The sequence below is a fragment of the Streptomyces piniterrae genome (assembly GCF_005048155.1).
Taxonomy (GTDB): domain Bacteria; phylum Actinomycetota; class Actinomycetes; order Streptomycetales; family Streptomycetaceae; genus Streptomyces; species Streptomyces piniterrae.
This window is the reverse complement of the sequence record NZ_SUMB01000006.1, coordinates 168,731-192,714: the sequence shown is the minus strand read 5'-3', so window position 1 is coordinate 192,714 and position 23,984 is coordinate 168,731. Positions and strand designations below refer to the sequence as shown.

Genomic DNA, 23,984 nt, shown 5'->3' with positions numbered 1-23,984 from the left:
GGGAACCGATGTCGGAGCCCGTGCCGGTCGCCGGGTGCAAGGTGTGTGCCGCCCTGGCCCAGCAGCGCGACACGGCACACGCCAACGGGGACAAGTCGAAGGTGGCCGATTACAACGTCGAAATCCGCAGCCACCCCCACCCCAAGGCGGCGCGGTCATGAGCGCGAGCGCGTGGTCGCGGCTGCGGGACCGGGCCGAAGAGGCGTGGTGTCGGCACGTCACTCAGCGGGAGTTGTACCGGCAGCTTGATCACGTGAGGGCGGACCTCAAGGCCCGTACCGCGTGGATGGATGAGCTGGCCGCAGAGGAGATCGCGGAGCTGCTGCGTGGTCTCACCGAGTGCGTCGACGCCGTACGGGCAGCGGGCAGCGATGCCCCGGACCATCCGGAGGGCACGCCATGAGGACGCGGACGCGGTACCGGTTCGCCGAGTGGACGCTGTCGACCGACGCGGATGCCTCGTTGCGTTACGTCGGCGTGTGCCTGGACTGCGGGGAACACAGCGGCGATACAGCCTCTGCCGACAAGGCCCAGACGTGGTGCCTCAAGCACGCAGGACTCACACGGGACACGCGCTTTGAGATGCGGGCATCCCAGCACTTCAACGCCACCATGACCCACGTGAGGACAAAGAACGGGAGGTAGCCGAAGAAGGGGCCCCGGCGCTCCTGAAAGGAACGCCGGGGCTGCCAACGCTGCGGCGCCGGGCGGTACTCCCGTGCACCCCACCCACGGCGCCCGTCTACCCCTCGGCGATCACCACCGCCGAAGCGACCCCCGCGTCATGGCTGAGCGACACATGCCAGGACCGCACGCCCAGCTCCGCCGCCCGCGCGGCGACGGTGCCGCGGACCCGCAGCCGTGGCTGGCCGCTGTCCTCGACGTACACCTCGGCGTCGGTCCAGTGCAGCCCGCCCGGCGCGCCGAGCGCCTTGGCGATGGCCTCCTTGGCGGCGAACCGGGCCGCCAGGGAGGCGATGCCGCGGCGTTCGCCGCTGGGCAGCAGCAGTTCCCGCTCGATGAACAGCCGCTGCGCCAGCTCCGGCGTCCGCTCCAGCGCCGCGTCGAACCGGTCGATCTCGGCGACGTCGATACCCACCCCGATGATCACGTGCTCACTCCACCGTCACGGACTTGGCGAGGTTGCGCGGCTGGTCGACCTCGTTGCCGCGGGCGGTGGCCAGCTCGCAGGCGAAGACCTGCAACGGGACGGCCGACACCAGCGGCTGGAGCAGGGTCGGCGTCCGCGGGATCCGTACGAGGTGGTCCGCGTACGGCACCACCGCCTCGTCGCCCTCCTCCGCGATCACGATCGTGCGCGCGCCCCGGGCCCGGATCTCCTGGATGTTGGACACGATCTTGTCGTGCAGCACGGACCGCCCGCGCGGCGACGGCACGATCACCACCACCGGCAGGTCCTCCTCGATCAGCGCGATCGGCCCGTGCTTGAGCTCACCGGCCGCGAAGCCCTCCGCGTGCATATACGCGAGTTCCTTCAGCTTCAGCGCGCCCTCCAGGGCCACCGGGTAGCCGACGTGCCGCCCCAGGAACAGCACGGTGTTCTTGTCTGCGAGCCCGCGCGCCAGCTCCCGTACCGGTTCCATCGTGGCCAGCACCTGCTCGACCTGGGTGCCGATGGCCGCCAGCTCCTTCACCACGGCGTGGATCTCGTCGCCCCACTTGGTGCCGCGCACCTGCCCGAGGTAGAGCGCGACCAGGTAGCAGGCGACCAGCTGGGTGAGGAAAGCCTTCGTCGACGCGACCGCGACCTCGGGCCCGGCGTGCGTGTAGAGCACCGCGTCCGACTCGCGCGGGATGGTCGAACCGTTCGTGTTGCAGATGGCGAGGACCTTCGCGCCCTGCTCACGGGCGTGCCGCAGCGCCATCAGGGTGTCCATGGTCTCGCCGGACTGGCTGATGGCGATCACCAGCGTCCGCCGGTCCATGATCGGATCGCGGTAGCGGAACTCGCTGGCCAGCTCCGTCTCGCAGGGGATCCGCGTCCAGTGCTCGATCGCGTACTTGGCGATCATGCCCGCGTGGTACGCCGTGCCGCACGCCACGATGACGATCTTGTGGACCTCGCGCAGCACCTCCGAGGGGATCCGCACCTCGTCCAGCGCGAGCACCCCGTTGGCGTCGATCCGCCCGAGCAGGGTGTCCGCGACGGCCTTCGGCTGCTCGGCGATCTCCTTGAGCATGAAGTAGTCGTAGCCGCCCTTCTCGGCGGCCGACGCGTCCCAGTCGACGTGGTACTCCCGCACCTGCGCCGGCGCGCCGTCGAAGTCGGTGACCGTCACACCGTCCCTGCGCAGCTCCACGACCTGGTCCTGGCCCAGCTCGATCGCTTCCCTCGTGTGCGCGATGAACGCCGCCACATCCGAGGCCAAAAACGCCTCGTCCTCGCCGACGCCGACCACCAGCGGCGAGTTGCGGCGCGCCCCGACGACCAGCTCCGGCGCGTCGGCGTGCACCGCGACCAGCGTGAACGCGCCCTCCAGCCGGCGGCACACCTGGCGCATCGCCTCGGCCAGATCGCCGCAGGACGAATACGACTCGGCCAGCAGATGCGCGACCACCTCGGTGTCCGTCTCGGACGCCAACGTGTGCCCGCGGTCGGCGAGTTCGGCGCGCAGTGCGGCGAAGTTCTCGATGATCCCGTTGTGGACGACGGAGACCCGGCCGGCGTTGTCCAGATGCGGATGGGCGTTGGCGTCGGTCGGCCCGCCGTGCGTGGCCCACCGGGTGTGCCCGATGCCGGTCGAGCCGGTCGGCAGCGGACGGTCCGCCAGCTCCTTCTCCAGATTGGCGAGTTTGCCGGCCTTCTTGGCCGCGGCCAGCCCACCATCGGCCAGCACGGCGACCCCGGCCGAGTCATAGCCGCGGTACTCCAGCCGCTTCAGCCCGGCCAGAACGACGTCAAGGGCGGGCTGCCCGCCCACATATCCCACGATTCCGCACATGGAGGCAGCCTACGACGGTCGCCCGCCCGCGCCGCCGTTACCGTCGCTCTATCCGCTCCAGCGCCGCCCGCACCGTCTCCACGAACTCCTCGTCCTCTTCCTCGTCGGCACCGGGCCGGCTGCCCGGCTCGTAGTGCTCCAGGAAGTCTGCGAGGTCTTCTCCGAGGTCTTCGTCGGGCAGTTCCTCGGCCAGCTCGGCATACACCCGCGCCTCGAAGACGTCCGGCGTGGCGCCGGTCCCCCGGCCCTTGTCGCGGGCCTGCCGACGCAGCATTCCTAACAGGCGTGCTCGCACGCCACCCCCCTGTTGTGTTCTGCGGCCCGCACTCGGCGCGCCGCCCCCGCCGCAGACCGTACCGGCCGCAATCGACCGGGTACAGGCAATTCGGGCCAACAACCGGCACCGGCACGGGCACCCTCGGTACCGGCATGTGCCCGACCCCACACGGCCCCCGAGATGAACCGCCCGGCCCGGCTGCGCACAATGGGCGCGTGCCCCTGACGACAGAGCCGCAGCAACGACGCCGCGCCGACAGCTCCCCGTACGTCGACCTGACGCGCGAGCAGTGGAGTGCCCTGCGCGAGAAGACCCCGCTGCCGCTGACCGCGGAAGAGGTCGAACGGCTGCGCGGCCTGGGCGATGTGATCGACCTCGACGAGGTACGGGACGTCTATCTGCCGCTGTCCCGGCTGCTGAACCTCTACGTCGGGGCGAGCAGCAATCTGCGCGGCGCCCTGAACACGTTCCTGGGCGACGCGGGAGGCGGCCACGGCTCCCAGCCCGGCACCCCGTTCGTCATAGGAGTCGCGGGCAGCGTCGCGGTCGGCAAGTCCACCACCGCCCGTCTCCTCCAGGCGCTGCTGGCGCGCTGGCCCGAGCATCCGCGCGTGGAGCTGGTCACCACCGACGGGTTCCTCTTCCCCAACGCCGAGCTGCACCGGCGCGGCCTGATGTCCCGCAAGGGCTTCCCCGAGTCGTACGACCGCCGGGCCCTGACCCGCTTCGTGGCCGATGTGAAGTCGGGAAAGGCCGAGGTCACCGCGCCCGTCTACTCCCATCTGATCTACGACATCGTGCCCGGCGAGCGGCTGACCGTGCACCGCCCCGACATCCTGATCGTCGAGGGCCTCAACGTCCTCCAGCCGGCCCTGCCCGGCAAGGACGGCCGCACCCGGCTGGGCCTCGCGGACTTCTTCGACTTCTCCGTCTATGTCGACGCGCGCATCGAGGACATCGAGAAGTGGTACCTGGGGCGGTTCCGCAAGCTGCGCGAGACCGCCTTCCAGAACCCGTTCTCGTACTTCCGCAAGTACACCCAGGTCTCGGAGGCCGAGGCGCTGGACTACGCCCGGATGATCTGGCGCACCGTCAACAAGCCCAATCTGCAACAGAATGTGGCCCCGACGCGCGGCCGCGCCAATCTGGTCCTGCGCAAGGGCCCGGACCACAAGGTCCAGCGGCTGTCGCTGCGCAAGCTCTGAACGACCTGTCCGAAACCCCCGGAGCCGTCCCGTGCTGCATCTGCGCCTGATCGTCCCCGAGGACCGTACGGGGGTGCTCTCGCTGACGTCCGCGAAGTCCGGCGCGCTGGTCGGCGTGGCGATCTCCGTGACCACCGTCCCGGCCGCCGCCAACGCCGCGGTCGCCCTCGGCTACACGGAGTACGGCCAGGCCTGGAGTTCCATGGAGCAGCTGTTGCTGAACCTCGCCGGCATCATCGTCGCCGGCGCCCTGACCCTGGTCGTCCAGAAGCACCTGTGGGCCCGGCAGCGGGCGCGGGCCGCCGCGTAGCCACCGAACGCGGAACGGGCGGGTGCGTGACCAAGGCCGCGCACCCGCCCGTTCGTCTGTCCGCTCAGCCCAGCGCCGACTTGACGGCGTCCGCGAGCCGCTCGGCGATGGCCCGCGCCTGGTCGATGTCCGCGGCCTCCACCATCACCCGGACCAACGGCTCCGTACCGGAGGGACGCAGCAGCACCCGTCCGGTGGCGCCCAGCTCCTGCTCCGCCTCGGCGACCGCCGCGGTCAGCGTGGGCGCGCTGGCGACCCGCGACTTGTCGACGTCCGGAACGTTGATGAGGATCTGCGGCAGCCGCTCCATGACACCCGCCAGGTCCTTCAGCGACCGGCCGGTCGCGGCGACCCGGGCGGCCAGCATCAGCCCGGTCAGCGTGCCGTCGCCGGTCGTGGCGTGGTCCAGCACGATGACGTGCCCGGACTGCTCGCCGCCCAGCGCGTAGCCGTGCGCCTTCATCTCCTCCAGGACGTAACGGTCGCCGACCGCGGTCTGGACGAACTCGATGCCCTCGCGCTCCATGGCCAGCTTGAAGCCCAGGTTGGACATGACGGTGGCGACGACGGTGTTCTTGCGCAGCCCGGCGGCCTCGCGCATGCCGAGGGCGAGGACGGCCAGGATCTGGTCGCCGTCGATCTCGTTGCCCTCGCCGTCCACGGCCAGGCAGCGGTCCGCGTCGCCGTCGTGCGCGACGCCCAGGTCGGCGCCGTGCTCGACGACGGCCTCGCGGAGCAGCCGCAGATGCGTGGAGCCGCAGCCGTCGTTGATGTTGAGGCCGTCGGGGTCGGTGCCGATGGTGATGATGTCGGCGCCGGCCCGCGCGAACGCCTCGGGCGAGACCCGCGCCGCCGCGCCGTGCGCACCGTCGATGACGATCTTCAGCCCGTCGAGGCGGTTGGGCAGCACACCCACCAGATGGGCGACGTAGTTGTCGAAGCCCTCGTCGTAGACGGTGACCCGCCCCACGCCGTCACCCGTCGGCCGCTCCCACGGCTCGCCCGAGCTGTGCGAGCGGTAGGTCTGCTCGATACGGTCCTCCAGCTCGTCGGCGAGCTTGTGGCCGCCGCGGGCGAAGAACTTGATGCCGTTGTCGGGCATCGGGTTGTGGCTGGCGGAGAGCATCACGCCGAGGTCGGCGCCGAGCGCGCCGGTCAGATACGCGACCGCGGGGGTCGGCAGTACGCCCACCCGCAGGACGTCCACGCCCGCGCTGGCCAGTCCGGCCACGACCGCGGACTCCAGGAATTCCCCGGATGCCCGAGGATCTCGTCCGACCACGGCGACCGGCCGGTGCCCCTCAAAAGTGCCAGCCTCGGCGAGCACATGCGCCGCCGCGACCGACAGACCGAGCGCGAGCTCCGCCGTCAGATCCGCATTGGCGACACCGCGCACACCGTCCGTGCCGAAGAGTCGTCCCACTGGTGTCCTCCGAGTAGATGAGCTTGGACCAGAGATTTAAGTCCAGGTATACGCCCCTGGTCCCGGATAGCCGAACGCCCCGGCAGCACGGAAAGTGCCACCGGGGCGTTCGCCAAGAGCTGCATGGCGCAGCGAGCGGGATTAGCGCTTGCTGTACTGGGGCGCCTTGCGGGCCTTCTTGAGACCGGCCTTCTTGCGCTCGACCGCACGGTCGTCACGCTTGAGGAACCCGGCCTTCTTGAGCGCCCCGCGGTTGTTGTCCACGTCCGCCTCGTTCAGCGCACGGGCGACACCCAGACGCAGCGCACCGGCCTGGCCGGAGATGCCGCCGCCGGAGATGCGGGCGACGACGTCGTAGCGGTTGTCGAGCTCGAGCACCTTGAAGGGCTCGTTGACTTCCTGCTGGTGCACCTTGTTGGGGAAGTAGCTCTCCAGGGTGCGGCCGTTGATCTTCCACTGGCCGGTGCCCGGAACGATCCGGACGCGGGCGATGGCGTTCTTGCGGCGGCCCAGGCCGGCGGCCGGCTGCGGCTCGCCGAAGCGGGAGGCGAGGGACTCGGAGGTGTACTCGCCCTCCAGCGGAACCTCGGTCTCGGTGGTGTACTCCTCGACCTCGTCCAGCGGGGTCTCGGGGGTGGTCTCAGCCACGATGCTCCTCAGATTTCTCTATCGTCTTAGGGGGTGTGGCCGGACTTACTGCGCGACCTGGGTGATCTCGAACGGGACCGGCTGCTGAGCAGCGTGCGGGTGCTCGGCGCCCGCGTAGACCTTCAGCTTCGAGAGCATCTGACGGCCCAGGGTGTTCTTGGGGAGCATGCCCTTGATGGCCTTCTCGACGGCCTTCTCGGGGTTCTTGTCGAGCAGCTCGTCGTAACGGACGGAGCGCAGACCACCCGGGAAACCGGAGTGGCGGTAGGCCAGCTTCTGCTGACGCTTGTTGCCCGACAGGTGCACCTTGTCGGCGTTGACGATGATGACGAAGTCACCGGTGTCAACGTGCGGCGCGTACACCGGCTTGTGCTTACCCCGCAGGAGGGACGCGGCCTGGCTGGCCAGGCGGCCCAGGACAACGTCCTGCGCGTCAATGATGTGCCACTGGCGCTGGACATCGCCGGGCTTGGGGCTGAACGTACGCACGTCTTAGCCTTCGCTTCTTAGTGAATTGGGTCCTGTACTGGTCACCATGGCTGATCACACAGCGAGGCGGCACTACGGGTGACGCAACCCGATCGTCCGCCGCTGGTCATCGTCCCGATGAACCGGCGTAAGGGCCCCTCACGTGAGATAGAGCAAGCCAATACGCATAACGAACCAGCAGGATACCGGGACTCGCCCGGCGGGGTCAAAACGGGTCCACTGTGCTTGGCGCCCGCCTTTTCGGCTTTCCCGCCCGGCTACCGCTCCCGCTCCACCCGCCGCTCGTCCCACACCGGCTCCCCCGACTCCCGCACCCGGCCATCCGCACCGAACACCAGGAAACGATCAAACGACCGGGCGAACCACCGGTCATGCGTCACCGCCACCACCGTCCCCTCATACGCCTCCAACCCCTCCTGCAGAGCCTCCGCCGACTCCAGGTCCAGGTTGTCGGTCGGCTCATCCAGCAGCAGGGCCGTGGAACCGGACAGCTCCAGCAGCAGGATCTGGAAGCGCGCCTGCTGGCCGCCGGAGAGGCGCTCGAAGCGCTGCTCGGCCTGTTTCTCCAGTTCGTAGCGGCGCAGCGCGGACATCGCCTGGCCCTTGTTCTTGGCGTGCTCGGTCCAGAGGATGTCGAGCAGGGTGCGGCCCATCAGCTCGGGGTGCGCATGAGTCTGGGCGAAGTGGCCGGGGACGACGCGGGCACCCAGCTTCCAGCCGCCCTCGTGCAGCACGGGGTTCTCGGCGTCGCCGGCCAGCAGCCGCAGGAAGTGGGACTTGCCGGAGCCGTTGGAGCCCAGGACCGCGACCCGCTCGCCGTAGAAGATCTCCAGCGAGAACGGCTTCATCAGGCCGGTGAGCTCCAGGTCCTCGCAGGTGATGGCCCGGACCCCGGTACGCCCGCCGTGCAGCCGCATCGTGATGTCCTGCTCGCGCGGCGGCTCCGGCGGCGGGCCGGCCTCCTCGAACTTCCGCAGCCGGGTCTGCGCCGCGGCATAGCGCGAGGCCATCTCATGGCTGACCGAGGCGGCCTGCCGCAGCGACAGCACCAGCTTCTTCAGCTGGGCGTGCTTCTCGTCCCAGCGCCGCCGCAGCTCCTCGAAGCGGGCGAAGCGCTCCTTGCGTGCCTGGTGGTAGGTGCCGAAGCCGCCGCCGTGCACCCAGACGTCGGAGCCGGCCGGCCCCGGCTCGACGCTGACGATCTTCTCCGCGGCGCGGGCCAGCAGCTCCCGGTCGTGGGAGACGAACAACACCGTCTTACGGGTCTCCCGCAGCTGCTCCTCCAGCCACCGCTTCCCCGGCACGTCGAGATAGTTGTCCGGCTCGTCCAGCAGCAGCACCTCGTCCGTGCCGCGCAGCAGCGACTCCAGGACCAGGCGTTTCTGCTCGCCGCCGGAGAGCGTGCGGGCCAGCCGCCACTGCGCCTTCTCGTACGGCATGCCCAGCGCGGCCATGGTGCAGATGTCCCAGACCGTCTCCGCCTCGTAGCCGCGCGCCTCCGCCCAGTCGCTGAGCGCCTGCGCGTATGCCATCTGCGCGGCCTCATCGTCGTCGGCCGCCGTCATGATGGCGAGCTCGGCCGCGTCGACCGCCTTCGCCGCCTCCCGTATCCGCGGCTGCGCCACGGAGACCAGCAGGTCACGCACCGTCCGCTCGTCCCGCACGGAACCGACGAACTGCGGCATCACGCCCAGGCCCCCGCTGACCGTCACCGTCCCGCCGTGCGGTTGCAGCTCCCCCGCGATCAGCCGCAGCAGGGTCGTCTTCCCCGCGCCGTTGGCCCCGACCAGGGCGACCGAGGCCCCCTCCCCCACGCGGAAGGACACATCCCCCAGCAGGACCCTCCCGTCCGGCAGGTAGTACTCCAGATGTCCGGCCTCAAGATGTCCCATGGGCTGGATTGTCACGGCCCGCCGCGTATTCCACCAATCGGTTTACGAACCGGCCACCGGACAGCCTCTTCCCCCTCCTCCGGGGGTCGTTAGGATGCGCGGCATGAGCTTTGGGCAAGGTGGGCCGTTCGACGGCCCCGGGGGATCTGGGACTCCGGACTGGGACGCACTCGCGGAAGAGAGCGAGGCGGCTTCCCGACGCAAACGCTGGATGCTGATAGGCGGCGGCGCGCTCGCCGCCGTCGCGGTGGCCGGCATCGTCACCGCCGCCGTGGTCACCAGCGGCGACTCGGGCGGCGGCAGCCCGACCGCCTCGCCCACCCCCGGCCAGGCCCAGGAGCCGAACGACACCCCGTCGTTCGACGATGTCTCGGTGCCGCCCCCGCCGAACCCGCAGGACTACATCTCGGACCCCAAGAAGGACCGGGCCACGCTCACCCCCGCCACGCTCTTCCCCGAGAAGAGCATGGTCATCGGCGCGCACAGCTACCCGCGCACCAACACCTCCACCACCAAGGACTGCACGGCCGCCGCCCAGGGCGCCCTCGGCTCCCTGCTGGCCCACAACGGCTGCTCGCAGCTGCTGCGCGCCACGTACTCCAAGGGCGGCGTCTCGGTCACCATCGGCATCGCCGTCTTCGACTCCCCCGCCAAGGCGGCCAAGGTCCGGGACCAGTACAAGCCCAACCTGGCGCCGCTCGCCGGCGGCGGTGTCCCGTCGAGCTTCTGCGTCGGCACGGGGTGTGTGACCACCGCCAACGCCGCCGGCCGCTACGCCTACTTCACCATCGCCGGCAACGACGACGGCAAGCGCGTCACGGACACCAAGTCCAAGGCGGGCCAGATCGGCAGGGACGGCGGGCTCTACGCCTTCAACCGCATCCAGCAGCGCGGCAAGGACCAGGCAGCGAAGGCCGCCGCGGCCCAGACCCAGCAGCCGCAGTCCTGAGCGCCGGCCGCTGAACCGTACGGGCGCCGCCCCTCCCGGCGGCGCCACCGCGGCCATGCGCCCGGATCCCAGGGCCCGGCCGATCGCTCAGGCGCGGAAACACCCTGGTCAGCAGCAACCGCCGGCGGGCAGCGACCGCTTGTTGCGCGCCTCCCGGTTGCGGGCCATCAGCAGTTCGTCGGCGGGATAGCCGACCTCCTCCAGCGTCAGCCCGTGCGGCCGCACCACATGCACCGCCGAGTCCCGCACACCCGCCGCCAGCACCTTTCCGGCCCACTCCACCGGCCGGTGCCCGTCCCCGATGAACAGCATCGCGCCCACCAGCGACCGCACCATGTTGTGGCAGAACGCGTCCGCCTTCACGGTCGCCGTGATGATCCCGTCGGCGCCGCGCTCCCAGCTCAGCTCCTGGAGCGTACGGATCGTCGTCGCCCCCTCGCGCCGCTTGCAGTACGCCGCGAAGTCATGCTCCCCGAGCAGCGCCCGCGAGGCGGCGTTCATCGCCTCGACGTCCAGCTCCCAGTCGTGCCACAGCACATGGCCGCGCAGCAGCGGGTCCACCCCGCCGGGGTGATCGGTCACCCGGTACGCGTACCGCCGCCAGATCGCCGAGAACCGCGCGTTGAAGCCGTACGGCGCCTCCGCGACCCGCCACACCCGTACGTCCTTCGGCAGCCGCCCGGCCAGCCGCCGCAGCAGCTTGTCCGCGTGGTCGGCCCACAGCGCCTCGGGCAGGTCCACATGCGCCACCTGGCCACGGGCGTGCACCCCGGCGTCCGTCCGCCCCGCGACCGTGAGCTCGTATGTCTCGTCCGACCGCGTCACCGTACGCAGCGCGTCCTCCAACTCGGCCTGGACGGTGCGCCGTTCACGCTGCTTCGCCCAGCCCGAGAAGTCCTTCCCGTCGTAGGAAAGGTCCAGCCGCACCCGGACGTGGCCGGGCTCCACTTCATCACTCACACCAGCAATCCTCTCAAGCCGCCACGGGCGCCCCGCCCGGTACGCGAAAGCGGGCCCGCCCCGTAGGGCGGACCCGCTAGACGCAAGGCAGAACTCAGGCGTCCTTGGCCTCGTCGCCCTCGGCGGCAGCCGGAGCGGCGTCCTCGGCCTTGGCCGCGGCGGCCTCGGCGTCCTTGGCCGCGCGCTTCGTCGCCGCCTCGGCCTCACCGGTGGCCTGCTGGGCCACGGTCAGGGCCTCCACCAGCTCGATGACGGCCATGGGAGCGTTGTCGCCACGACGGTTACCGATCTTGGTGATACGGGTGTAGCCACCCGGGCGGTTCTCGAACCGCGGAGCGATCTCGGTGAACAGCGTGTGGACGACGCTCTTGTCCGAGATCAGTTCCATGACCTGACGGCGGTTGTGAAGGTCGCCCTTCTTCGCCTTGGTCACCAGACGCTCCGCGTACGGACGCAGACGACGGGCCTTGGCCTCGGTCGTGGTGATGCGACCGTGCTCGAAGAGCGAGGTGGCCAGGTTGCGCAGCATCAGACGCTCGTGCGCGGCGCTGCCGCCCATACGGGCACCCTTGGCGGGCTTCGGCATGGTGTTTCTCCTTGTGTGCTGCCCCGGCCGTATCAGGTACCGGGGTCAGTATCCGAGCAGACGGGTTTGCCTGTCGGAGAGCCCGCGCCCCAAAGGGGCGCGGGGAACTGCGCGACCAGCCGAAGCGGACCCGCAGCAAGAATCGGACCGTCGGTCCCGAGCTCTCAGTACTGCTCGGTCTCGACGAAGCCCGCGTCCGCGTCGTCGTCCGCGCCGAACGCGTCCGCGGCGGCGGTCGGGTCGAACCCGGGGGGCGAGTCCTTCAGCGCGAGACCCATCCCGGCGAGCTTGGCCTTGACCTCGTCGATCGACTTCGCACCGAAGTTGCGGATGTCGAGCAGGTCCGCCTCGGAGCGGGCCACCAGCTCGCCCACCGAGTGGATGCCCTCACGCTTGAGGCAGTTGTACGACCGAACGGTGAGCTCCAGCTCCTCGATCGGCAGCGCCAGGTCGGCGGCCAGGGCGGCGTCCGTCGGGGACGGGCCCATGTCGATGCCCTCGGCGTCGATGTTGAGCTCGCGCGCCAGACCGAACAGCTCGACCAGGGTCTTACCGGCCGACGCCATGGCGTCACGCGGACGCATGGCCTGCTTGGTCTCGACGTCGACGATCAGCTTGTCGAAGTCGGTGCGCTGCTCGACACGGGTCGCCTCGACCTTGTAGGTGACCTTGAGCACGGGGCTGTAGATGGAGTCGACCGGGATACGGCCGATCTCCTGGCCCACCTGCTTGTTCTGGACGGCGGAGACGTAGCCGCGACCGCGCTCGACGGTCAGCTCCATCTCCAGCTTGCCCTTGCCGTTGAGCGTGGCGAGGACCAGGTCCGGGTTGTGCACCTCGACACCGGCCGGCGGCGCGATGTCGGCGGCGGTGACCAGACCCGGGCCCTGCTTGCGCAGGTACATCACCACGGGCTCGTCGTGCTCGCTGCTCACGACCAGCTGCTTGATGTTGAGGATGAGGTCGGTGACGTCCTCCTTGACGCCCGGCACGGTGGTGAACTCGTGCAGGACACCGTCGATGCGGATGGACGTGACCGCCGCACCCGGGATCGAGGAGAGGAGCGTACGACGCAGAGAGTTGCCGAGGGTGTAGCCGAAGCCCGGCTCCAGCGGCTCGATCACGAACCGGGAGCGGTATTCGTCGACGACCTCTTCGGTCAGAGAGGGACGCTGAGCGATCAGCATGGTGTTTTGATCCTTCAGTCGTGGGCGCCCGCTATTTGACGCCCGCTGTACTGACAAGGGTACGGGCGGTACGGAGCCAATGGCCCCGTACCGCCCACACCTGCCAGCTTTAAAGCGCGAGCCTTACTTGGAGTAAAGCTCGACGATCAGCTGCTCCTGCACCTGGGTGTCGATCACCTGGCGCTCGGGCAGGCTGTGCACGAGGATCCGCAGGTTCGAGGGGATCGCTTCCAGCCAGGCCGGAACGGTCTTCTCGCCGGCCTCGGCCTTGGCCACCTCGAAGGGGGTCAGGTTCCGAGAGCCCTCGCGGACCTCGATGATGTCGTTCACGGACACGCGCGCCGACGGGATGTCGGTCTTGCGGCCGTTCACGTTGATGTGTCCGTGACGGACCAGCTGACGGGCGTGGTCACGGGACTTGGCGAAGCCGGCCCGGTAGACCACGTTGTCGAGACGAGTCTCAAGGATGCGCAGAAGGTTCTCACCGGTCTTGCCGGTCTTCTGGTTCGCTTCCTTGTAGTAGTTCACGAACTGCTTCTCAAGGACACCGTAGATACGGCTGCACTTCTGCTTCTCACGAAGCTGGAGCAGGTACTCGCTGTCCTTGGTGCGCCCGCGTCCGTGCTCACCCGGGGGGTAAGGACGAATCTCGATCGGGCACTTTGCGCTCTCACACTTGCTGCCCTTGAGGAACAGCTTCTGCTTCTCCCGACGGCAACGCTTGCAGTCGGCCCCGGTGTAACGCGCCATATTGTCTTGTCTCCTACTTCAGCTGGTCAGACGCGGCGACGCTTGGGCGGGCGGCATCCGTTGTGCGGGGTGGGGGTGACGTCCTGGATCGAGCCGACCTCGAGGCCGGTGGCCTGGAGGGAGCGGATCGCGGTCTCACGGCCGGAGCCGGGACCCTTGACGAAGACGTCGACCTTGCGCATGCCGTGCTCCTGCGCGCGGCGGGCGGCCGACTCGGCGGCCATCTGCGCGGCGAAGGGGGTGGACTTGCGCGAGCCCTTGAAGCCGACGTGGCCGGCAGAGGCCCAAGAGATCACGTTGCCCGTGGGGTCCGTGATCGAGACGATCGTGTTGTTGAACGTGCTCTTGATGTGAGCGTGCCCGTGGGCGACGTTCTTCTTCTCCTTGCGGCGCACCTTCTTGGCGCCGGCCGTACGGCCCTTCGGAGGCATGAATTTCTCCCGTGGAGGTGGTCGGTCCTACAGCGAAGACCGCTGATGAGCGTCCTGCTGAGGACTACTTCTTGCCCGGCTTCTTCTTGCCGGCGATCGCGCGACGCGGACCCTTGCGGGTACGGGCGTTCGTGCTGGTGCGCTGACCGTGCACCGGCAGACCGCGGCGGTGACGCAGACCCTGGTAGCAGCCGATCTCCACCTTGCGGCGGATGTCGGCCTGGATCTCGCGACGGAGGTCACCCTCGGTCTTGAGGTTGTTGTCGACGTACTCGCGGATCTTGACGAGGTCTTCCTCGGCCAGGTCGCGGACCCGGGTGTTCGGGTTCACGCCGGTGGCGGCGAGAGTCTGCTGCGAGAGCGTCCGCCCGATACCGAAGACGTAGGTGAGGGCGACCTCCACACGCTTTTCGCGCGGGAGATCAACGCCTGCGAGGCGTGCCATTGATGTGGCTCCTGATGGCTATTCGGAGGTCTTCCGCAGCACCGTTCCCGTAAGACTCTGGAGAATTACGAGCCGGGTCCCCGGCCTCCGAGCCGGGGGTGTCGTCCCCACGCGAGCGATGCGGGGGTCGGGTGACTGCGTATGTACGTGTTGTGCTTGCGTCGCGCGAAAACTGCGAAATGCAGGTTGGTCGGCGTGCGTCAGCCCTGGCGCTGCTTGTGGCGCAGGTTGTCGCAGATGACCATGACCCGGCCGTGACGGCGGATCACCTTGCACTTGTCGCAGATCTTCTTGACGCTCGGCTTGACCTTCATGGGATGTGAGGTTCTCCGGGTCAGTGCCGTCACCCCACGGGAGCGGGGCGCCGACAAGATCTACTTGTAGCGGTAGACGATCCGCCCACGCGTCAGGTCGTAGGGAGAAAGCTCCACGACGACCCGGTCATCCGGGAGGATGCGGATGTAGTGCATCCGCATCTTGCCGCTGATGTGCGCGAGGACCTTGTGACCGTTCTGGAGTTCCACCTTGAACATGGCGTTCGGGAGGGACTCGATCACGGTGCCCTCGATCTCGATGGCACCTTGCTTCTTGGCCACGCTTCGCCCTTCGAATCGGCTACCTTGATCAACTCTAGTGCGCCGTGACATTCGAAGAATGCCGCCCGGTTTACAGGCATACGGATGCACGAGAGCCGACGCGTCAGTCTACGCCAGCGCCCAGGAAAAGACGAATCCAGGATTATTGCCCATCGGGCGTGATCCTTACGCCGACGACCCGCGCGGGGCTCGGATCAGCGGTTCCGGCACCTGCCGTGGGGCTCGGCGCCGGGGCGCCTCACAGGCCTCGCGCCGCCGCGCCACAGTGACATCAGCCGCTCCGCGGCGGGCCGTCCGACGGACCGGGCTCAGCCCAGCGGGTCCGGCGCCGCCGTGATGCCCATCTCCGCCAGCCTCGCCTTGCCGCCGTCCGGGGCGGTCAGGACCAGCGGGCCGTCCTCGGTCAGGGCCACCGAGTGCTCCCAGTGCGAGGACCAGCTGCCGTCGTTCGTCTTGACGGTCCAGTCGTCGTCCAGGACGTGGGTCTTCTCCGTGCCGAGGTTGATCATCGGCTCGATGGCGATGCAGAAGCCGGGCACCAGCTTGGGCCCGCGGCCGCGCCGGCGCTCCACGTAGTTCAGGACATGCGGCTCCATGTGCATCTGCGAGCCGATGCCGTGGCCGCCGTACTCCTCGACGATGCCGTACTTGCCGCTGGACGGCCGCGGCTGCCGCCGGATGAAGCCCTCGATCGCCTTGGAGACGTCCACCAGCCGGTTGCCCTTGCTGACGGCCGCGATGCCCGCCCAGAGCGACTCCTCGGTGACGCGATTGAGCTCGACCAGCTCCGCGGAGTGACCGGACCCGACGAAGGCGGTGTACGCCGCGTCGCCGTGCCAGCCGTCGATGATCGCGCCGCAGTCGACGGAGATCAGGTCGCCGTCCTTCAGAACGGTGTCGGCGGACGGGATGCCGTGCACGACGACGTCGTTCACCGACGTGCAGATCGTCGCGGGGAAACCGCCGTAGCCGAGGAAGTTCGACTTCGCGCCGTGCTCGGCGAGCACCTTGCGCGCCGCGTCGTCCAGGTCCTTGGTCGAGGCACCCGCCACCGCGACCTCCCGCGTCGCCGCGTGGATGGCGGCGACCACCAGCCCCGCCTCACGCATCTTCGCGATCTGCTCGGGGGTCTTGATCTCCACCATGCCGGTGCCTTCCTTTGCGGCTGAACCGCCGCCGCTCTCGCGGAGGTGGCCGGTCGCCGCTGTGGTTACTCAATTAATGGATGCGGTAACAACGGTACCGGTACGCGAAACGGCCGCGGTGCCCTTGGGGGCTCCGCGGCCGTTCCACACGCTACGTACTACTCGCCGCGCTCCAGCGCCGCCATCGCCCGCTGCGTGACCTCGGCGACCTTGCCGAGCGCCGGGATCGTGACGACCAGGCCCTGCGCCTTGTAGTAGTCGATGATCGGCTCGGTCTCCGTGTGGTAGACCTCCAGCCGCTTGCGGACGGTCGCCTCGCGGTCGTCGTCACGCTGGTACAGCTCGCCGCCGCAGACGTCGCAGACGCCCTCGGCCTTCGGCTTGTTGTACTCGACGTGGAAGACATGGCTGGAGTCGTTGCGGCAGATCCGCCGGCCGGCGATCCGCTTGACGACCTCGTCCTCGGGGACCTCCAGGTCCAGGACGGCGTCCAGCTTGAGGCCCTTGCCCTTGAGGTACTCGTCCAGCGCCTTGGCCTGGCCGAGGTTGCGCGGGAAGCCGTCCAGCAGGAAGCCCCCGGCGGCGTCGTCCTGCGCCATGCGGTCCTCGGCCATCCCGATGGTCACCGAGTCCGGTACGAGGTTCCCGGCGTCCATGTAGGACTTCGCCTCGACACCCAGGGGCGTGCCCTGGCTGATGTTGGCGCGGAAGAGGTCGCCCGTGGAGATGTGCGGGATCTCGAGGTTCTGGGCAAGGTAAGCAGCCTGCGTACCCTTGCCCGCCCCCGGAGGTCCGACGAGGACGATTCGCATCAGCGGAGGAACCCTTCGTAGTTGCGCTGCTGGAGCTGGCTCTCGATCTGCTTCACGGTCTCCAGACCCACACCCACGATGATCAGGATGCTCGTCCCGCCGAACGGGAAGTTCTGGTTCGCGTTGAAAAGCACCAACGCCACTGTTGGTACGAGCGCGATCAGCCCCAGATACAGCGAGCCCGGCCACGTGATCCGGTTGAGCACGTAGCTGAGGTACTCGGCCGTCGGGCGACCAGCCCGGATGCCCGGGATGAAGCCACCATACTTCTTCATGTTGTCGGCAACTTCTTCGGGGTTGAAGGAGATGGCGACGTAGAAAAAGGCGAAGAAGACGATCAGCAGGAAGTACGTAACGATGTAAACCGGGTGATTTCCCTTGGTGAAGTTGGTGGCGATCCAGGTCGCCCATGCCGCCTTCGACCCGCTGAACTGTGCAATGAGGGCTGGAATGTAGAGCAGCGATGACGCGAAGATGACGGGAATCACACCCGCCTGATTCACCTTGAGCGGGATGTAAGTGGACGTACCGCCGTACGACCGGCGGCCGATCATCCGCTTGGCGTACTGCACCGGAATGCGCCGCTGGGCCTGCTCGACGAAGACCACCAGGGCGACCATCGCCAGACCCACCGCGATGACCGCGAAGAACTCGATCCAGCCGTCGGCCAGCTTGCCGGTGAGCTTGATCTGCCACAGCGCGCCCGGGAATCCGGCGGCGATCGAGATGAACATCAGGATCGACATGCCGTTGCCGATACCGCGGTCGGTCACCATCTCGCCGAGCCACATGATCAGGGCCGTACCGGCGGTCATCGTGATGACCATCGTGATGGTGGTGAAGATGGAGTCGCTGGGCACGATCTCGCTGGCGACCGGGCAGTTCTGGAAGAGCGCACCGCTGCGGGCGGTGGCCACCAGGCCGGTGCCCTGCAGGATGGCGAGCGCCACGGTCAGATAGCGGGTGTACTGGGTGATCTTCGCCTGACCGGACTGCCCCTCTTTCTTGAGGGCCTCCAGCCGCGGAATGACGACCGTCAGCAGCTGGAGGATGATGCTCGCCGTGATGTACGGCATGATCCCCAGCGCGAAGATCGTGATCTGCAGCAGCGCACCACCGCTGAACATGTTCACCAGGGCGAACAACCCGCTGTTGCCGCCGGCCTGCTTCATGCAGGTCTCGACGTTCGCGTAGTTCACCCCTGGGACCGGGACGTGCGCTCCGATCCGGTAGAGCACGATGATGCCCAATGTGAACAGCAGCTTCTTGCGCAGGTCGGGCGTCTTGAACGCTCGGGCGAACGCGGTGAGCACGGTGCCTCCTGCGCCTCCCGCCTCAGGTGCGAGAGGTGACGGTCTTGAGGATCGACGAATACTTAGCGGCCAAACACCGCACGGACACGGCCCGCGCGGCGCGACTCCGGGGCAAGCCCGGAAAAAAACAACAGTGCAGGCCACCTTACCGGCGACCATACCCCCGTGGAACGACCAACCGGGGATGCCCCAATCAATGGGCATCCCCGGTCAGTTGAACCAACGAACTCAGATGAGCTCGGTGACGCTGCCACCGGCAGCGGCAATCTTCTCCTTGGCGGAGCCGGAGACGGAGTCAACCGTCACCGTCAGCGCCACGGAAATCTCGCCCTGGCCCAGGACCTTGACGAGCTCGTTCTTGCGCACCGCACCCTTGGCGACCAGGTCGGCCACCGTGACCTCGCCACCCTGCGGGTAGAGCGCGGCCAGCTTGTCCAGGTTCACGACCTGGAACTGCTTGTGGGCAGGGTTCTTGAAGCCCTTCAGCTTCGGGAGACGCATGTGGAGGGGCATCTGCCCACCCTCGAAGCGCTCCGGAACCTGGTAACGGGCCTTCGTGCCCTTGGTACCACGACCAGCGGTCTTACCCTTGGACGCCTCACCACGACCGACACGGGTCTTGGCGGTCTTGGCGCCCGGGGCAGGACGGAGGTTGTGGACCTTCAGCGGGTTCTGCTCCGCCATGTCAGTCGACCTCCTCAACCGTCACGAGGTGGCGGACGGTGTGCACCATGCCGCGGAACTCGGGACGGTCCTCCTTGACAACCACGTCGTTGAGCCGCTTGAGGCCCAGCGAACGAAGGGTGTCGCGGTGGTTCTGCTTGCTACCGATGTAGGACTTCGTCTGCGTGATCTTGAGGTGCGCCATTACGCGGTCACCCCGGCACGCGCCCGCAGCAGAGCGGCGGGAGCAACGTCCTCCAGCGGCAGGCCACGACGGGCCGCGATCTCCTCGGGGCGCTGCAGGCCCTGAAGCGCGGTCACCGTGGCGTGCACGATGTTGATCGGGTTCGACGAACCGAGCGACTTGCTCAGCACGTCGTGGATGCCCGCGCACTCCAGGACGGCGCGCACGGGACCACCGGCGATCACACCGGTACCGGGGGAAGCCGGCTTGAGCAGGACGACGCCCGCAGCCTTCTCGCCCTGGATGGGGTGCGGGATGGTGCCCTGGATACGGGGGACCTTGAAGAAGTTCTTCTTGGCCTCTTCCACGCCCTTGGCGATGGCAGCCGGAACTTCCTTGGCCTTGCCGTAACCGACACCTACGGTGCCGTCACCGTCGCCCACCACGACCAGCGCGGTGAAGCTGAAACGGCGACCACCCTTGACAACCTTGGCGACGCGGTTGATCGCGACAACGCGCTCAACGTACGCGGTCTTCTCGGCGGCAGCGCCACCGTCGCGACCCTTCCGGTCCCGCCGCTCGCCGCCACCGGCACCGCTTCCGCGGCGCTGGGGTCCAGCCATTGGATTTACCTCTCTCTGTTACGTCCGCTAGCTCCGGAACCGGGGCTTAGAACTTCAGCCCGGCTTCGCGGGCGGCGTCCGCCAGAGCGGCAATGCGCCCGGCGTACTGGTTGCCACCGCGGTCGAACACGACGGCCTCGACGCCGGCGGCCTTGGCGCGCTCAGCGACCAGGGCACCGACCTGCTTGGCCTGGTCGCCCTTGCTGCCCTCGCCACCACGGATCGACGCGTCCAGGTGCGACGCCGACGCGAGCGTGTGGCCCGCGATGTCGTCGATGACCTGAGCGGTGATACCGCGGTTGGAACGCGTCACGACCAGACGCGGGCGCTCCGGGGTGCCCGAGATCCGCTTACGGATCCGGATGTGGCGCCGCTTGAGGGCGGCACCCTTGCGGGCGTTACCCTTCGCGATCTTCACACCGTATGCCATGGCTTACTTACCAGCCTTTCCGACCTTGCGGCGGATGACCTCGCCGGCGTACTTGACGCCCTTGGCCTTGTACGGGTCAGGCTTGCGCAGCTTGCGGATGTTCGCCGCAACCTCGCCGACCTTCTGCTTGTCGATGCCCTCGACGCTGAGCTTGGTCGGGGACTCGACCTTGAAGGAGATGCCCTCGGGAGCCTCGACGACGATGGGGTGGCTGTAGCCCAGCGCGAACTCCAGGTTGGAGCCCTTCGCCTGGACCCGGTAGCCGACACCGCTGATCTCGAGCGCCTTGCTGTAGCCCTGGGTCACGCCGGTGATCATGTTCGCCACCAGCGTGCGGGACAGGCCGTGCAGGGCCTTGTTCTGACGCTCGTCGTTCGGGCGGGTGACGGCGATGACGCCGTCCTCACCCTTGGCGACCTCGATGGGCGCGGCGACGGTGTGCGAAAGGGAGCCCTTGGGACCCTTCACCGAAACCGTGCGGCCCTCGATGGTGACGTCCACACCAGCGGGAACCTGGATGGGCAGCTTGCCAATACGCGACATTAGCTATTCCTCCGTTCCCTGGTTACCAGACGTAGGCGAGGACTTCCCCACCCACGCCCTTCTTGCTGGCCTGCTGGCCGGTCAGGAGACCGTGGGACGTGGAGATGATCGCCACGCCCAGGCCGCCGAGGACCTTCGGCAGGTTGGTGGACTTTGCGTAGACCCGCAGGCCCGGCTTCGAAATCCGCTTGATGCCGGCGATCGAGCGCTCGCGGTTCGGGCCGAACTTCAGCTCGAGGGTGAGGTTCTTGCCGACCTCGGCGTCCTCGACGTTCCAGCCGGTGATGTAACCCTCCTGCTGGAGGATCTCCGCGATGTGCGACTTGATCTTGCTGTGCGGCATCACGACGGTGTCGTGGTACGCCGAGTTCGCGTTACGCAGACGGGTCAGCATGTCTGCGATGGGATCAGTCATGGTCATGAATTGGCCTTCGGCCTCTCTCGCCGGGGTTTCCTATGTGCGCCATCCCTCTCCCCGATCGACGTCGGGACGGGTGCGGCGCGGGGACCTACGGCGTAGTAAGCGACTATGCGGGCTGGGCCCGCGGTCAGTCCTGGGCGCGGCGGGCGCCCAACCCTTCCACCCTACGGGAAGAACGGTCGGGGCTCCCGCCGGACCAGATGCTTACCGAGAGCTTCGGGTAATCCCAACTAGGGGATTACCAGGAGCTCTTGGTCACGCCCGGCAGCTCGCCACGGTGAGCCATCTCACGAAGGCACACGCGGCACAGGCCGAACTTGCGGTAGACGGAGTGCGGACGGCCGCAGCGCTGGCAGCGGGTGTACGCACGCACACCGAACTTGGGCTTACGAGCAGCCTTGGCAATCAGAGCCTTCTTCGCCATCTCGCTTACGCCTCCTTGAACGGGAAGCCGAGGTGACGCAGAAGGGCACGGCCCTCGTCGTCGTTGGTCGCCGTGGTGACCACGGTGATGTCCATACCCCGGACGCGGTCGATCTTGTCCTGGTCGATCTCGTGGAACATGACCTGCTCCGTGAGACCGAAGGTGTAGTTGCCCCGGCCGTCGAACTGCTTCGGCGACAGACCACGGAAGTCGCGGATGCGCGGCAGCGCGAGCGACAGCAGGCGGTCCAGGAACTCCCACATGCGGTCACCGCGGAGGGTGACGTGGGCACCGATCGGCTGGCCCTCGCGCAGCTTGAACTGCGCGATGGACTTACGGGCCTTGGTGACGGCCGGCTTCTGACCGGTGATCGTGGTGAGGTCCTTGATGGCACCGTCGATCAGCTTGGAGTCGCGGGCGGCGTCGCCCACACCCATGTTGACCACGATCTTGGTCAGACCGGGGATCTGCATGACGTTCTCGTACGAGAACTCGTCCTTCAGCTTCCCGGCGATCTCTTCGCGGTAGCGCAGCTTGAGACGCGGCGCGTTGGTGGTGGCAGTCATCAGATGTCCTCACCGGTCCGCTTGGCAACGCGGATCTTGTTGCCCTCGTCGTCGAAGCGGTATCCGACGCGCGTCACGACCTTGTTGCCGTCCTTCTCCACGACGAGCTGAACGTTGCTCACGTGGACGGGGGCCTCGGTCGTCACAATGCCGCCGGTCTTCGAACCGCGAGCGGTCTGACCGGCCTTGGTGTGCTTCTTGACCCGGTTGACACCCTCGACCAGGACCCGGTCCTCGCGGGGGAAGGCCTGAATGACCTTGCCCTGCTTGCCCTTGTCCTTACCGGTGATGACCTGGACCAGGTCGCCCTTCTTGATCTTCATCGGTTACAGCACCTCCGGCGCGAGCGAGATGATCTTCATGAACTTCTTCTCGCGCAGCTCCCGGCCCACGGGGCCGAAGATGCGGGTGCCGCGGGGGTCGCCATCGTTCTTGAGGATGACGGCCGCGTTCTCGTCGAAGCGGATGTACGAGCCGTCCGGACGGCGGCGCTCCTTGACGGTGCGAACGATGACGGCCTTGACGACGTCACCCTTCTTCACGTTGCCACCGGGGATCGCGTCCTTGACGGTGGCGACAATGACGTCACCGATGCCCGCGTAGCGGCGACCGGAGCCACCGAGAACACGGATGCAAAGGATTTCCTTCGCACCAGTGTTGTCGGCGACGCGCAGTCGCGACTCCTGCTGGATCACGTCTTACTCCTGATCGTCTGCCGGTTCCCGGCAGGGGCTTCGCAAGAAGCCCCTGCCGAGCCTGGCGGAACTGTTCCTAGGGGGTCCCCCTAGGAGGGATGCTTGCCTTTTGGAATTTCCTGACGGAAATTACTTGGCCTTCTCGAGGATCTCGACGATGCGCCAGCGCTTGGTGGCGGACAGCGGCCGGGTCTCCATCAGGAGGACGCGGTCGCCGACGCCGGCAGCGTTCTGCTCGTCGTGCGCCTTGAGCTTGTTGGTACGGCGGATGACCTTGCCGTACAGCGCGTGCTTGACGCGGTCCTCGACAGCGACGACGACGGTCTTGTCCATCTTGTCGCTGACGACGAGACCCTCACGGGTCTTGCGGAATCCGCGCTCGTTCGTCTCAGTCACATTCTTCTCGCTCATCAGGCGCTCTCCACCGTCTCGATGCCCAGCTCGCGCTCACGCATCAGGGTGTAGATCCGGGCGATGTCCTTGCGGACGGCCTTCAGCCGGCCGTGGTTCTCGAGCTGTCCGGTCGCCGCCTGGAAGCGGAGGTTGAACAGTTCTTCCTTGGCCTCACGGAGCTTGGCGACGAGGTCCTCGTCGTTCAGCTCGCGCAGCTCGGACGCCTTGGTAACGGCCGACATCACGATTCACCTGCCTCGCGCCGAACGATGCGGCACTTCATCGGAAGCTTGTGGGCGGCGCGGGTCAGCGCCTCCTTAGCAACCTTCTCGTTCGGGAAGGAAAGCTCGAACATCACCCGACCGGGCTTGACGTTCGCGACCCACCACTCCGGAGAACCCTTACCGGAACCCATGCGGGTTTCGGCCGGCTTCTTCGTCAGCGGACGGTCCGGGTAGATGTTGATCCACACCTTGCCGCCACGCTTGATGTGACGGGTCATGGCGATACGAGCGGACTCGATCTGCCGGTTCGTCACGTAGGCGGGCGTCACGGCCTGGATGCCGTACTCACCGAAGGCCAGCTCGGTGCCACCCTTGGCCATACCACTGCGCTTCGGGTGGTGCTGCTTGCGGTGCTTGACCCTGCGAGGGATCAGCAT

36 protein-coding genes and 1 pseudogene are annotated in these 23,984 nt (G+C 67.9%); 6 read left to right on the top strand and 31 right to left on the bottom strand.

Annotation, left to right across the window (positions count from 1 at the left end):
• The first annotated feature begins 8 nt into the window (after positions 1-8).
• From FCH28_RS19415 to FCH28_RS40210, 3 genes are read left to right on the top strand one after another with little or no spacing between them, the layout of a single operon-like run.
• On the top strand, positions 9-161 hold the full coding sequence (locus tag FCH28_RS19415) for a hypothetical protein (protein ID WP_246103004.1): 153 nt from the start codon (positions 9-11) through the stop codon (positions 159-161).
• Positions 158-403: a hypothetical protein gene (locus tag FCH28_RS19410; protein WP_136741316.1), complete on the top strand. Its 246-nt coding sequence runs from the start codon at positions 158-160 to the stop codon at positions 401-403. Before FCH28_RS19415 ends, FCH28_RS19410 begins: the two co-directional genes overlap by 4 nt.
• Positions 400-645, top strand: a complete 246-nt coding sequence (locus tag FCH28_RS40210; RefSeq protein ID WP_484422076.1) for a DUF7848 domain-containing protein — start codon at positions 400-402, stop codon at positions 643-645. Before FCH28_RS19410 ends, FCH28_RS40210 begins: the two co-directional genes overlap by 4 nt.
• 97 nt (positions 646-742) lie before the next feature.
• Here the strand turns inward: FCH28_RS40210 and FCH28_RS19405 are convergent, their stop codons facing one another.
• From FCH28_RS19405 to FCH28_RS19395, 3 genes are read right to left on the bottom strand one after another with little or no spacing between them, the layout of a single operon-like run.
• Complete coding sequence (locus FCH28_RS19405; protein WP_136741315.1) at positions 743-1,111, bottom strand: holo-ACP synthase; 369 nt, start codon at positions 1,109-1,111, stop codon at positions 743-745.
• A 4-nt stretch (positions 1,112-1,115) separates the two neighbouring features.
• On the bottom strand, positions 1,116-2,963 hold the full coding sequence (glmS, locus tag FCH28_RS19400; protein ID WP_136741314.1) for a glutamine--fructose-6-phosphate transaminase (isomerizing): 1,848 nt from the start codon (positions 2,961-2,963) through the stop codon (positions 1,116-1,118).
• A gap of 37 nt (positions 2,964-3,000) precedes the next feature.
• Positions 3,001-3,237 (bottom strand): hypothetical protein, encoded by a 237-nt coding sequence (locus FCH28_RS19395; protein WP_246103003.1) that lies wholly within the window; start codon positions 3,235-3,237, stop codon positions 3,001-3,003.
• Between the two features lie 218 nt (positions 3,238-3,455).
• Here FCH28_RS19395 and coaA point away from each other — a divergent pair, with 218 nt between their 5' ends.
• Positions 3,456-4,445: a type I pantothenate kinase gene (coaA, locus tag FCH28_RS19390; protein ID WP_136741312.1), complete on the top strand. Its 990-nt coding sequence runs from the start codon at positions 3,456-3,458 to the stop codon at positions 4,443-4,445.
• 70 nt (positions 4,446-4,515) lie between these two features.
• Positions 4,516-4,755, top strand: a pseudogene (locus tag FCH28_RS19385) (DUF389 domain-containing protein); the annotation flags it as partial.
• Between the two features lie 64 nt (positions 4,756-4,819).
• Here the strand turns inward: FCH28_RS19385 and glmM are convergent.
• The 4 genes from glmM to FCH28_RS19365 all read right to left on the bottom strand — a co-directional run bounded on the left by glmM (position 4,820) and on the right by FCH28_RS19365 (position 9,207).
• A complete protein-coding gene (gene glmM, locus FCH28_RS19380) occupies positions 4,820-6,178 on the bottom strand; it encodes a phosphoglucosamine mutase (RefSeq protein WP_136741311.1) in 1,359 nt (452 codons plus the stop codon).
• Positions 6,179-6,319: 141 nt separating this feature from the next.
• A complete protein-coding gene (rpsI, locus tag FCH28_RS19375; protein WP_136741310.1) occupies positions 6,320-6,826 on the bottom strand; it encodes a 30S ribosomal protein S9 in 507 nt (168 codons plus the stop codon).
• 45 nt (positions 6,827-6,871) lie between these two features.
• Positions 6,872-7,315: a 50S ribosomal protein L13 gene (rplM, locus tag FCH28_RS19370; RefSeq protein WP_136741309.1), complete on the bottom strand. Its 444-nt coding sequence runs from the start codon at positions 7,313-7,315 to the stop codon at positions 6,872-6,874.
• A 257-nt stretch (positions 7,316-7,572) separates the two neighbouring features.
• Positions 7,573-9,207: an ABC-F family ATP-binding cassette domain-containing protein gene (locus tag FCH28_RS19365; RefSeq protein WP_136741308.1), complete on the bottom strand. Its 1,635-nt coding sequence runs from the start codon at positions 9,205-9,207 to the stop codon at positions 7,573-7,575.
• Between the two features lie 103 nt (positions 9,208-9,310).
• Between FCH28_RS19365 and FCH28_RS19355 the strand changes: the two genes are divergently transcribed.
• On the top strand, positions 9,311-10,156 hold the full coding sequence (locus FCH28_RS19355; protein WP_169314204.1) for a hypothetical protein: 846 nt from the start codon (positions 9,311-9,313) through the stop codon (positions 10,154-10,156).
• A 108-nt stretch (positions 10,157-10,264) separates the two neighbouring features.
• Here FCH28_RS19355 and truA read toward each other — a convergent pair whose 3' ends face one another.
• From truA to rplP, 24 genes are all read right to left on the bottom strand, one after another.
• Positions 10,265-11,116: a tRNA pseudouridine(38-40) synthase TruA gene (gene truA / locus FCH28_RS19350; protein WP_136741306.1), complete on the bottom strand. Its 852-nt coding sequence runs from the start codon at positions 11,114-11,116 to the stop codon at positions 10,265-10,267.
• Positions 11,117-11,210: 94 nt separating this feature from the next.
• Complete coding sequence (rplQ, locus tag FCH28_RS19345) at positions 11,211-11,702, bottom strand: 50S ribosomal protein L17 (protein ID WP_136741305.1); 492 nt, start codon at positions 11,700-11,702, stop codon at positions 11,211-11,213.
• 164 nt (positions 11,703-11,866) lie between these two features.
• The gene (locus FCH28_RS19340) at positions 11,867-12,889 is read right to left on the bottom strand and encodes a DNA-directed RNA polymerase subunit alpha (protein WP_003956430.1); all 1,023 of its coding nucleotides are present in this window, start codon (positions 12,887-12,889) and stop codon (positions 11,867-11,869) included.
• A gap of 123 nt (positions 12,890-13,012) precedes the next feature.
• Positions 13,013-13,639 carry a 30S ribosomal protein S4 gene (gene rpsD, locus FCH28_RS19335; RefSeq protein ID WP_136741304.1) on the bottom strand — a complete coding sequence of 209 codons (627 nt, stop codon included), beginning with the start codon at positions 13,637-13,639 and terminating at the stop codon, positions 13,013-13,015.
• Positions 13,640-13,665: 26 nt separating this feature from the next.
• Positions 13,666-14,070, bottom strand: coding sequence for a 30S ribosomal protein S11 (gene rpsK / locus FCH28_RS19330; protein ID WP_004571845.1), 405 nt, complete (start codon positions 14,068-14,070; stop codon positions 13,666-13,668).
• A gap of 64 nt (positions 14,071-14,134) precedes the next feature.
• Positions 14,135-14,515: a 30S ribosomal protein S13 gene (gene rpsM, locus FCH28_RS19325; protein WP_018090888.1), complete on the bottom strand. Its 381-nt coding sequence runs from the start codon at positions 14,513-14,515 to the stop codon at positions 14,135-14,137.
• 200 nt (positions 14,516-14,715) lie between these two features.
• The gene (gene rpmJ / locus FCH28_RS19320; protein WP_003956441.1) at positions 14,716-14,829 is read right to left on the bottom strand and encodes a 50S ribosomal protein L36; all 114 of its coding nucleotides are present in this window, start codon (positions 14,827-14,829) and stop codon (positions 14,716-14,718) included.
• Positions 14,830-14,889: 60 nt separating this feature from the next.
• The gene (gene infA, locus FCH28_RS19315; RefSeq protein ID WP_003956442.1) at positions 14,890-15,111 is read right to left on the bottom strand and encodes a translation initiation factor IF-1; all 222 of its coding nucleotides are present in this window, start codon (positions 15,109-15,111) and stop codon (positions 14,890-14,892) included.
• A 308-nt stretch (positions 15,112-15,419) separates the two neighbouring features.
• On the bottom strand, positions 15,420-16,256 hold the full coding sequence (gene map / locus FCH28_RS19310) for a type I methionyl aminopeptidase (protein WP_136741303.1): 837 nt from the start codon (positions 16,254-16,256) through the stop codon (positions 15,420-15,422).
• 158 nt (positions 16,257-16,414) lie between these two features.
• Entirely contained in the window at positions 16,415-17,068 is a 654-nt protein-coding gene (locus FCH28_RS19305; protein WP_136741302.1) for an adenylate kinase, read from the bottom strand.
• The gene (gene secY / locus FCH28_RS19300; protein WP_136741301.1) at positions 17,068-18,381 is read right to left on the bottom strand and encodes a preprotein translocase subunit SecY; all 1,314 of its coding nucleotides are present in this window, start codon (positions 18,379-18,381) and stop codon (positions 17,068-17,070) included. The genes FCH28_RS19305 and secY overlap by 1 nt, the downstream gene beginning before the upstream one ends.
• Before the next feature lie 228 nt (positions 18,382-18,609).
• The gene (gene rplO, locus FCH28_RS19295; RefSeq protein WP_053925092.1) at positions 18,610-19,065 is read right to left on the bottom strand and encodes a 50S ribosomal protein L15; all 456 of its coding nucleotides are present in this window, start codon (positions 19,063-19,065) and stop codon (positions 18,610-18,612) included.
• 1 nt (position 19,066) lies between these two features.
• Positions 19,067-19,249: a 50S ribosomal protein L30 gene (gene rpmD, locus FCH28_RS19290; RefSeq protein ID WP_006604889.1), complete on the bottom strand. Its 183-nt coding sequence runs from the start codon at positions 19,247-19,249 to the stop codon at positions 19,067-19,069.
• Positions 19,249-19,851, bottom strand: a complete 603-nt coding sequence (gene rpsE, locus FCH28_RS19285; protein WP_006604888.1) for a 30S ribosomal protein S5 — start codon at positions 19,849-19,851, stop codon at positions 19,249-19,251. The genes rpmD and rpsE overlap by 1 nt, the downstream gene beginning before the upstream one ends.
• Before the next feature lie 46 nt (positions 19,852-19,897).
• The gene (rplR, locus tag FCH28_RS19280; RefSeq protein ID WP_136741300.1) at positions 19,898-20,281 is read right to left on the bottom strand and encodes a 50S ribosomal protein L18; all 384 of its coding nucleotides are present in this window, start codon (positions 20,279-20,281) and stop codon (positions 19,898-19,900) included.
• A gap of 3 nt (positions 20,282-20,284) precedes the next feature.
• Complete coding sequence (gene rplF / locus FCH28_RS19275) at positions 20,285-20,824, bottom strand: 50S ribosomal protein L6 (protein ID WP_136741299.1); 540 nt, start codon at positions 20,822-20,824, stop codon at positions 20,285-20,287.
• Between the two features lie 22 nt (positions 20,825-20,846).
• On the bottom strand, positions 20,847-21,245 hold the full coding sequence (rpsH, locus tag FCH28_RS19270; protein ID WP_030062890.1) for a 30S ribosomal protein S8: 399 nt from the start codon (positions 21,243-21,245) through the stop codon (positions 20,847-20,849).
• A gap of 238 nt (positions 21,246-21,483) precedes the next feature.
• Entirely contained in the window at positions 21,484-21,669 is a 186-nt protein-coding gene (locus FCH28_RS19260; RefSeq protein WP_003956452.1) for a type Z 30S ribosomal protein S14, read from the bottom strand.
• 5 nt (positions 21,670-21,674) lie between these two features.
• The gene (rplE, locus tag FCH28_RS19255) at positions 21,675-22,235 is read right to left on the bottom strand and encodes a 50S ribosomal protein L5 (protein WP_136741297.1); all 561 of its coding nucleotides are present in this window, start codon (positions 22,233-22,235) and stop codon (positions 21,675-21,677) included.
• Entirely contained in the window at positions 22,235-22,558 is a 324-nt protein-coding gene (gene rplX / locus FCH28_RS19250) for a 50S ribosomal protein L24 (RefSeq protein ID WP_006604883.1), read from the bottom strand. Before rplX ends, rplE begins: the two co-directional genes overlap by 1 nt.
• A 3-nt stretch (positions 22,559-22,561) precedes the next feature.
• Positions 22,562-22,930 carry a 50S ribosomal protein L14 gene (gene rplN / locus FCH28_RS19245; protein ID WP_003998823.1) on the bottom strand — a complete coding sequence of 123 codons (369 nt, stop codon included), beginning with the start codon at positions 22,928-22,930 and terminating at the stop codon, positions 22,562-22,564.
• A gap of 129 nt (positions 22,931-23,059) precedes the next feature.
• Entirely contained in the window at positions 23,060-23,341 is a 282-nt protein-coding gene (rpsQ, locus tag FCH28_RS19240; RefSeq protein WP_006604882.1) for a 30S ribosomal protein S17, read from the bottom strand.
• Positions 23,341-23,565: a 50S ribosomal protein L29 gene (gene rpmC / locus FCH28_RS19235; protein WP_030062893.1), complete on the bottom strand. Its 225-nt coding sequence runs from the start codon at positions 23,563-23,565 to the stop codon at positions 23,341-23,343. Before rpmC ends, rpsQ begins: the two co-directional genes overlap by 1 nt.
• Entirely contained in the window at positions 23,565-23,984 is a 420-nt protein-coding gene (rplP, locus tag FCH28_RS19230; RefSeq protein ID WP_006604880.1) for a 50S ribosomal protein L16, read from the bottom strand. The genes rpmC and rplP overlap by 1 nt, the downstream gene beginning before the upstream one ends.

What these genes read in the sequence shown, in the direction of transcription:
- FCH28_RS19415 (WP_246103004.1), top strand. Translation starts at nt 9, where the DNA reads ATGTCGGAGCCCGTGCCGGTCGCCGGGTGCAAGGTGTGTGCCGCCCTG.
- FCH28_RS19410 (WP_136741316.1), top strand. Translation starts at nt 158, where the DNA reads ATGAGCGCGAGCGCGTGGTCGCGGCTGCGGGACCGGGCCGAAGAGGCG.
- FCH28_RS40210 (WP_484422076.1), top strand. Translation starts at nt 400, where the DNA reads ATGAGGACGCGGACGCGGTACCGGTTCGCCGAGTGGACGCTGTCGACC.
- glmS (WP_136741314.1), bottom strand. Translation starts at nt 2,963, where the DNA reads ATGTGCGGAATCGTGGGATATGTGGGCGGGCAGCCCGCCCTTGACGTC.
- FCH28_RS19395 (WP_246103003.1), bottom strand. Translation starts at nt 3,237, where the DNA reads ATGCTGCGTCGGCAGGCCCGCGACAAGGGCCGGGGGACCGGCGCCACG.
- FCH28_RS19365 (WP_136741308.1), bottom strand. Translation starts at nt 9,207, where the DNA reads ATGGGACATCTTGAGGCCGGACATCTGGAGTACTACCTGCCGGACGGG.
- FCH28_RS19355 (WP_169314204.1), top strand. Translation starts at nt 9,311, where the DNA reads ATGAGCTTTGGGCAAGGTGGGCCGTTCGACGGCCCCGGGGGATCTGGG.
- rplQ (WP_136741305.1), bottom strand. Translation starts at nt 11,702, where the DNA reads ATGCCGAAGCCCGCCAAGGGTGCCCGTATGGGCGGCAGCGCCGCGCAC.
- FCH28_RS19340 (WP_003956430.1), bottom strand. Translation starts at nt 12,889, where the DNA reads ATGCTGATCGCTCAGCGTCCCTCTCTGACCGAAGAGGTCGTCGACGAA.
- rpsD (WP_136741304.1), bottom strand. Translation starts at nt 13,639, where the DNA reads ATGGCGCGTTACACCGGGGCCGACTGCAAGCGTTGCCGTCGGGAGAAG.
- rpsK (WP_004571845.1), bottom strand. Translation starts at nt 14,070, where the DNA reads ATGCCTCCGAAGGGCCGTACGGCCGGCGCCAAGAAGGTGCGCCGCAAG.
- rpsM (WP_018090888.1), bottom strand. Translation starts at nt 14,515, where the DNA reads ATGGCACGCCTCGCAGGCGTTGATCTCCCGCGCGAAAAGCGTGTGGAG.
- rpmJ (WP_003956441.1), bottom strand. Translation starts at nt 14,829, where the DNA reads ATGAAGGTCAAGCCGAGCGTCAAGAAGATCTGCGACAAGTGCAAGGTG.
- map (WP_136741303.1), bottom strand. Translation starts at nt 16,256, where the DNA reads ATGGTGGAGATCAAGACCCCCGAGCAGATCGCGAAGATGCGTGAGGCG.
- FCH28_RS19305 (WP_136741302.1), bottom strand. Translation starts at nt 17,068, where the DNA reads ATGCGAATCGTCCTCGTCGGACCTCCGGGGGCGGGCAAGGGTACGCAG.
- rplO (WP_053925092.1), bottom strand. Translation starts at nt 19,065, where the DNA reads ATGGCGGAGCAGAACCCGCTGAAGGTCCACAACCTCCGTCCTGCCCCG.
- rpmD (WP_006604889.1), bottom strand. Translation starts at nt 19,249, where the DNA reads ATGGCGCACCTCAAGATCACGCAGACGAAGTCCTACATCGGTAGCAAG.
- rpsE (WP_006604888.1), bottom strand. Translation starts at nt 19,851, where the DNA reads ATGGCTGGACCCCAGCGCCGCGGAAGCGGTGCCGGTGGCGGCGAGCGG.
- rplR (WP_136741300.1), bottom strand. Translation starts at nt 20,281, where the DNA reads ATGGCATACGGTGTGAAGATCGCGAAGGGTAACGCCCGCAAGGGTGCC.
- rplF (WP_136741299.1), bottom strand. Translation starts at nt 20,824, where the DNA reads ATGTCGCGTATTGGCAAGCTGCCCATCCAGGTTCCCGCTGGTGTGGAC.
- rpsH (WP_030062890.1), bottom strand. Translation starts at nt 21,245, where the DNA reads ATGACCATGACTGATCCCATCGCAGACATGCTGACCCGTCTGCGTAAC.
- FCH28_RS19260 (WP_003956452.1), bottom strand. Translation starts at nt 21,669, where the DNA reads ATGGCGAAGAAGGCTCTGATTGCCAAGGCTGCTCGTAAGCCCAAGTTC.
- rplE (WP_136741297.1), bottom strand. Translation starts at nt 22,235, where the DNA reads ATGACTGCCACCACCAACGCGCCGCGTCTCAAGCTGCGCTACCGCGAA.
- rplX (WP_006604883.1), bottom strand. Translation starts at nt 22,558, where the DNA reads ATGAAGATCAAGAAGGGCGACCTGGTCCAGGTCATCACCGGTAAGGAC.
- rpsQ (WP_006604882.1), bottom strand. Translation starts at nt 23,341, where the DNA reads ATGAGCGAGAAGAATGTGACTGAGACGAACGAGCGCGGATTCCGCAAG.
- rpmC (WP_030062893.1), bottom strand. Translation starts at nt 23,565, where the DNA reads ATGTCGGCCGTTACCAAGGCGTCCGAGCTGCGCGAGCTGAACGACGAG.
- rplP (WP_006604880.1), bottom strand. Translation starts at nt 23,984, where the DNA reads ATGCTGATCCCTCGCAGGGTCAAGCACCGCAAGCAGCACCACCCGAAG.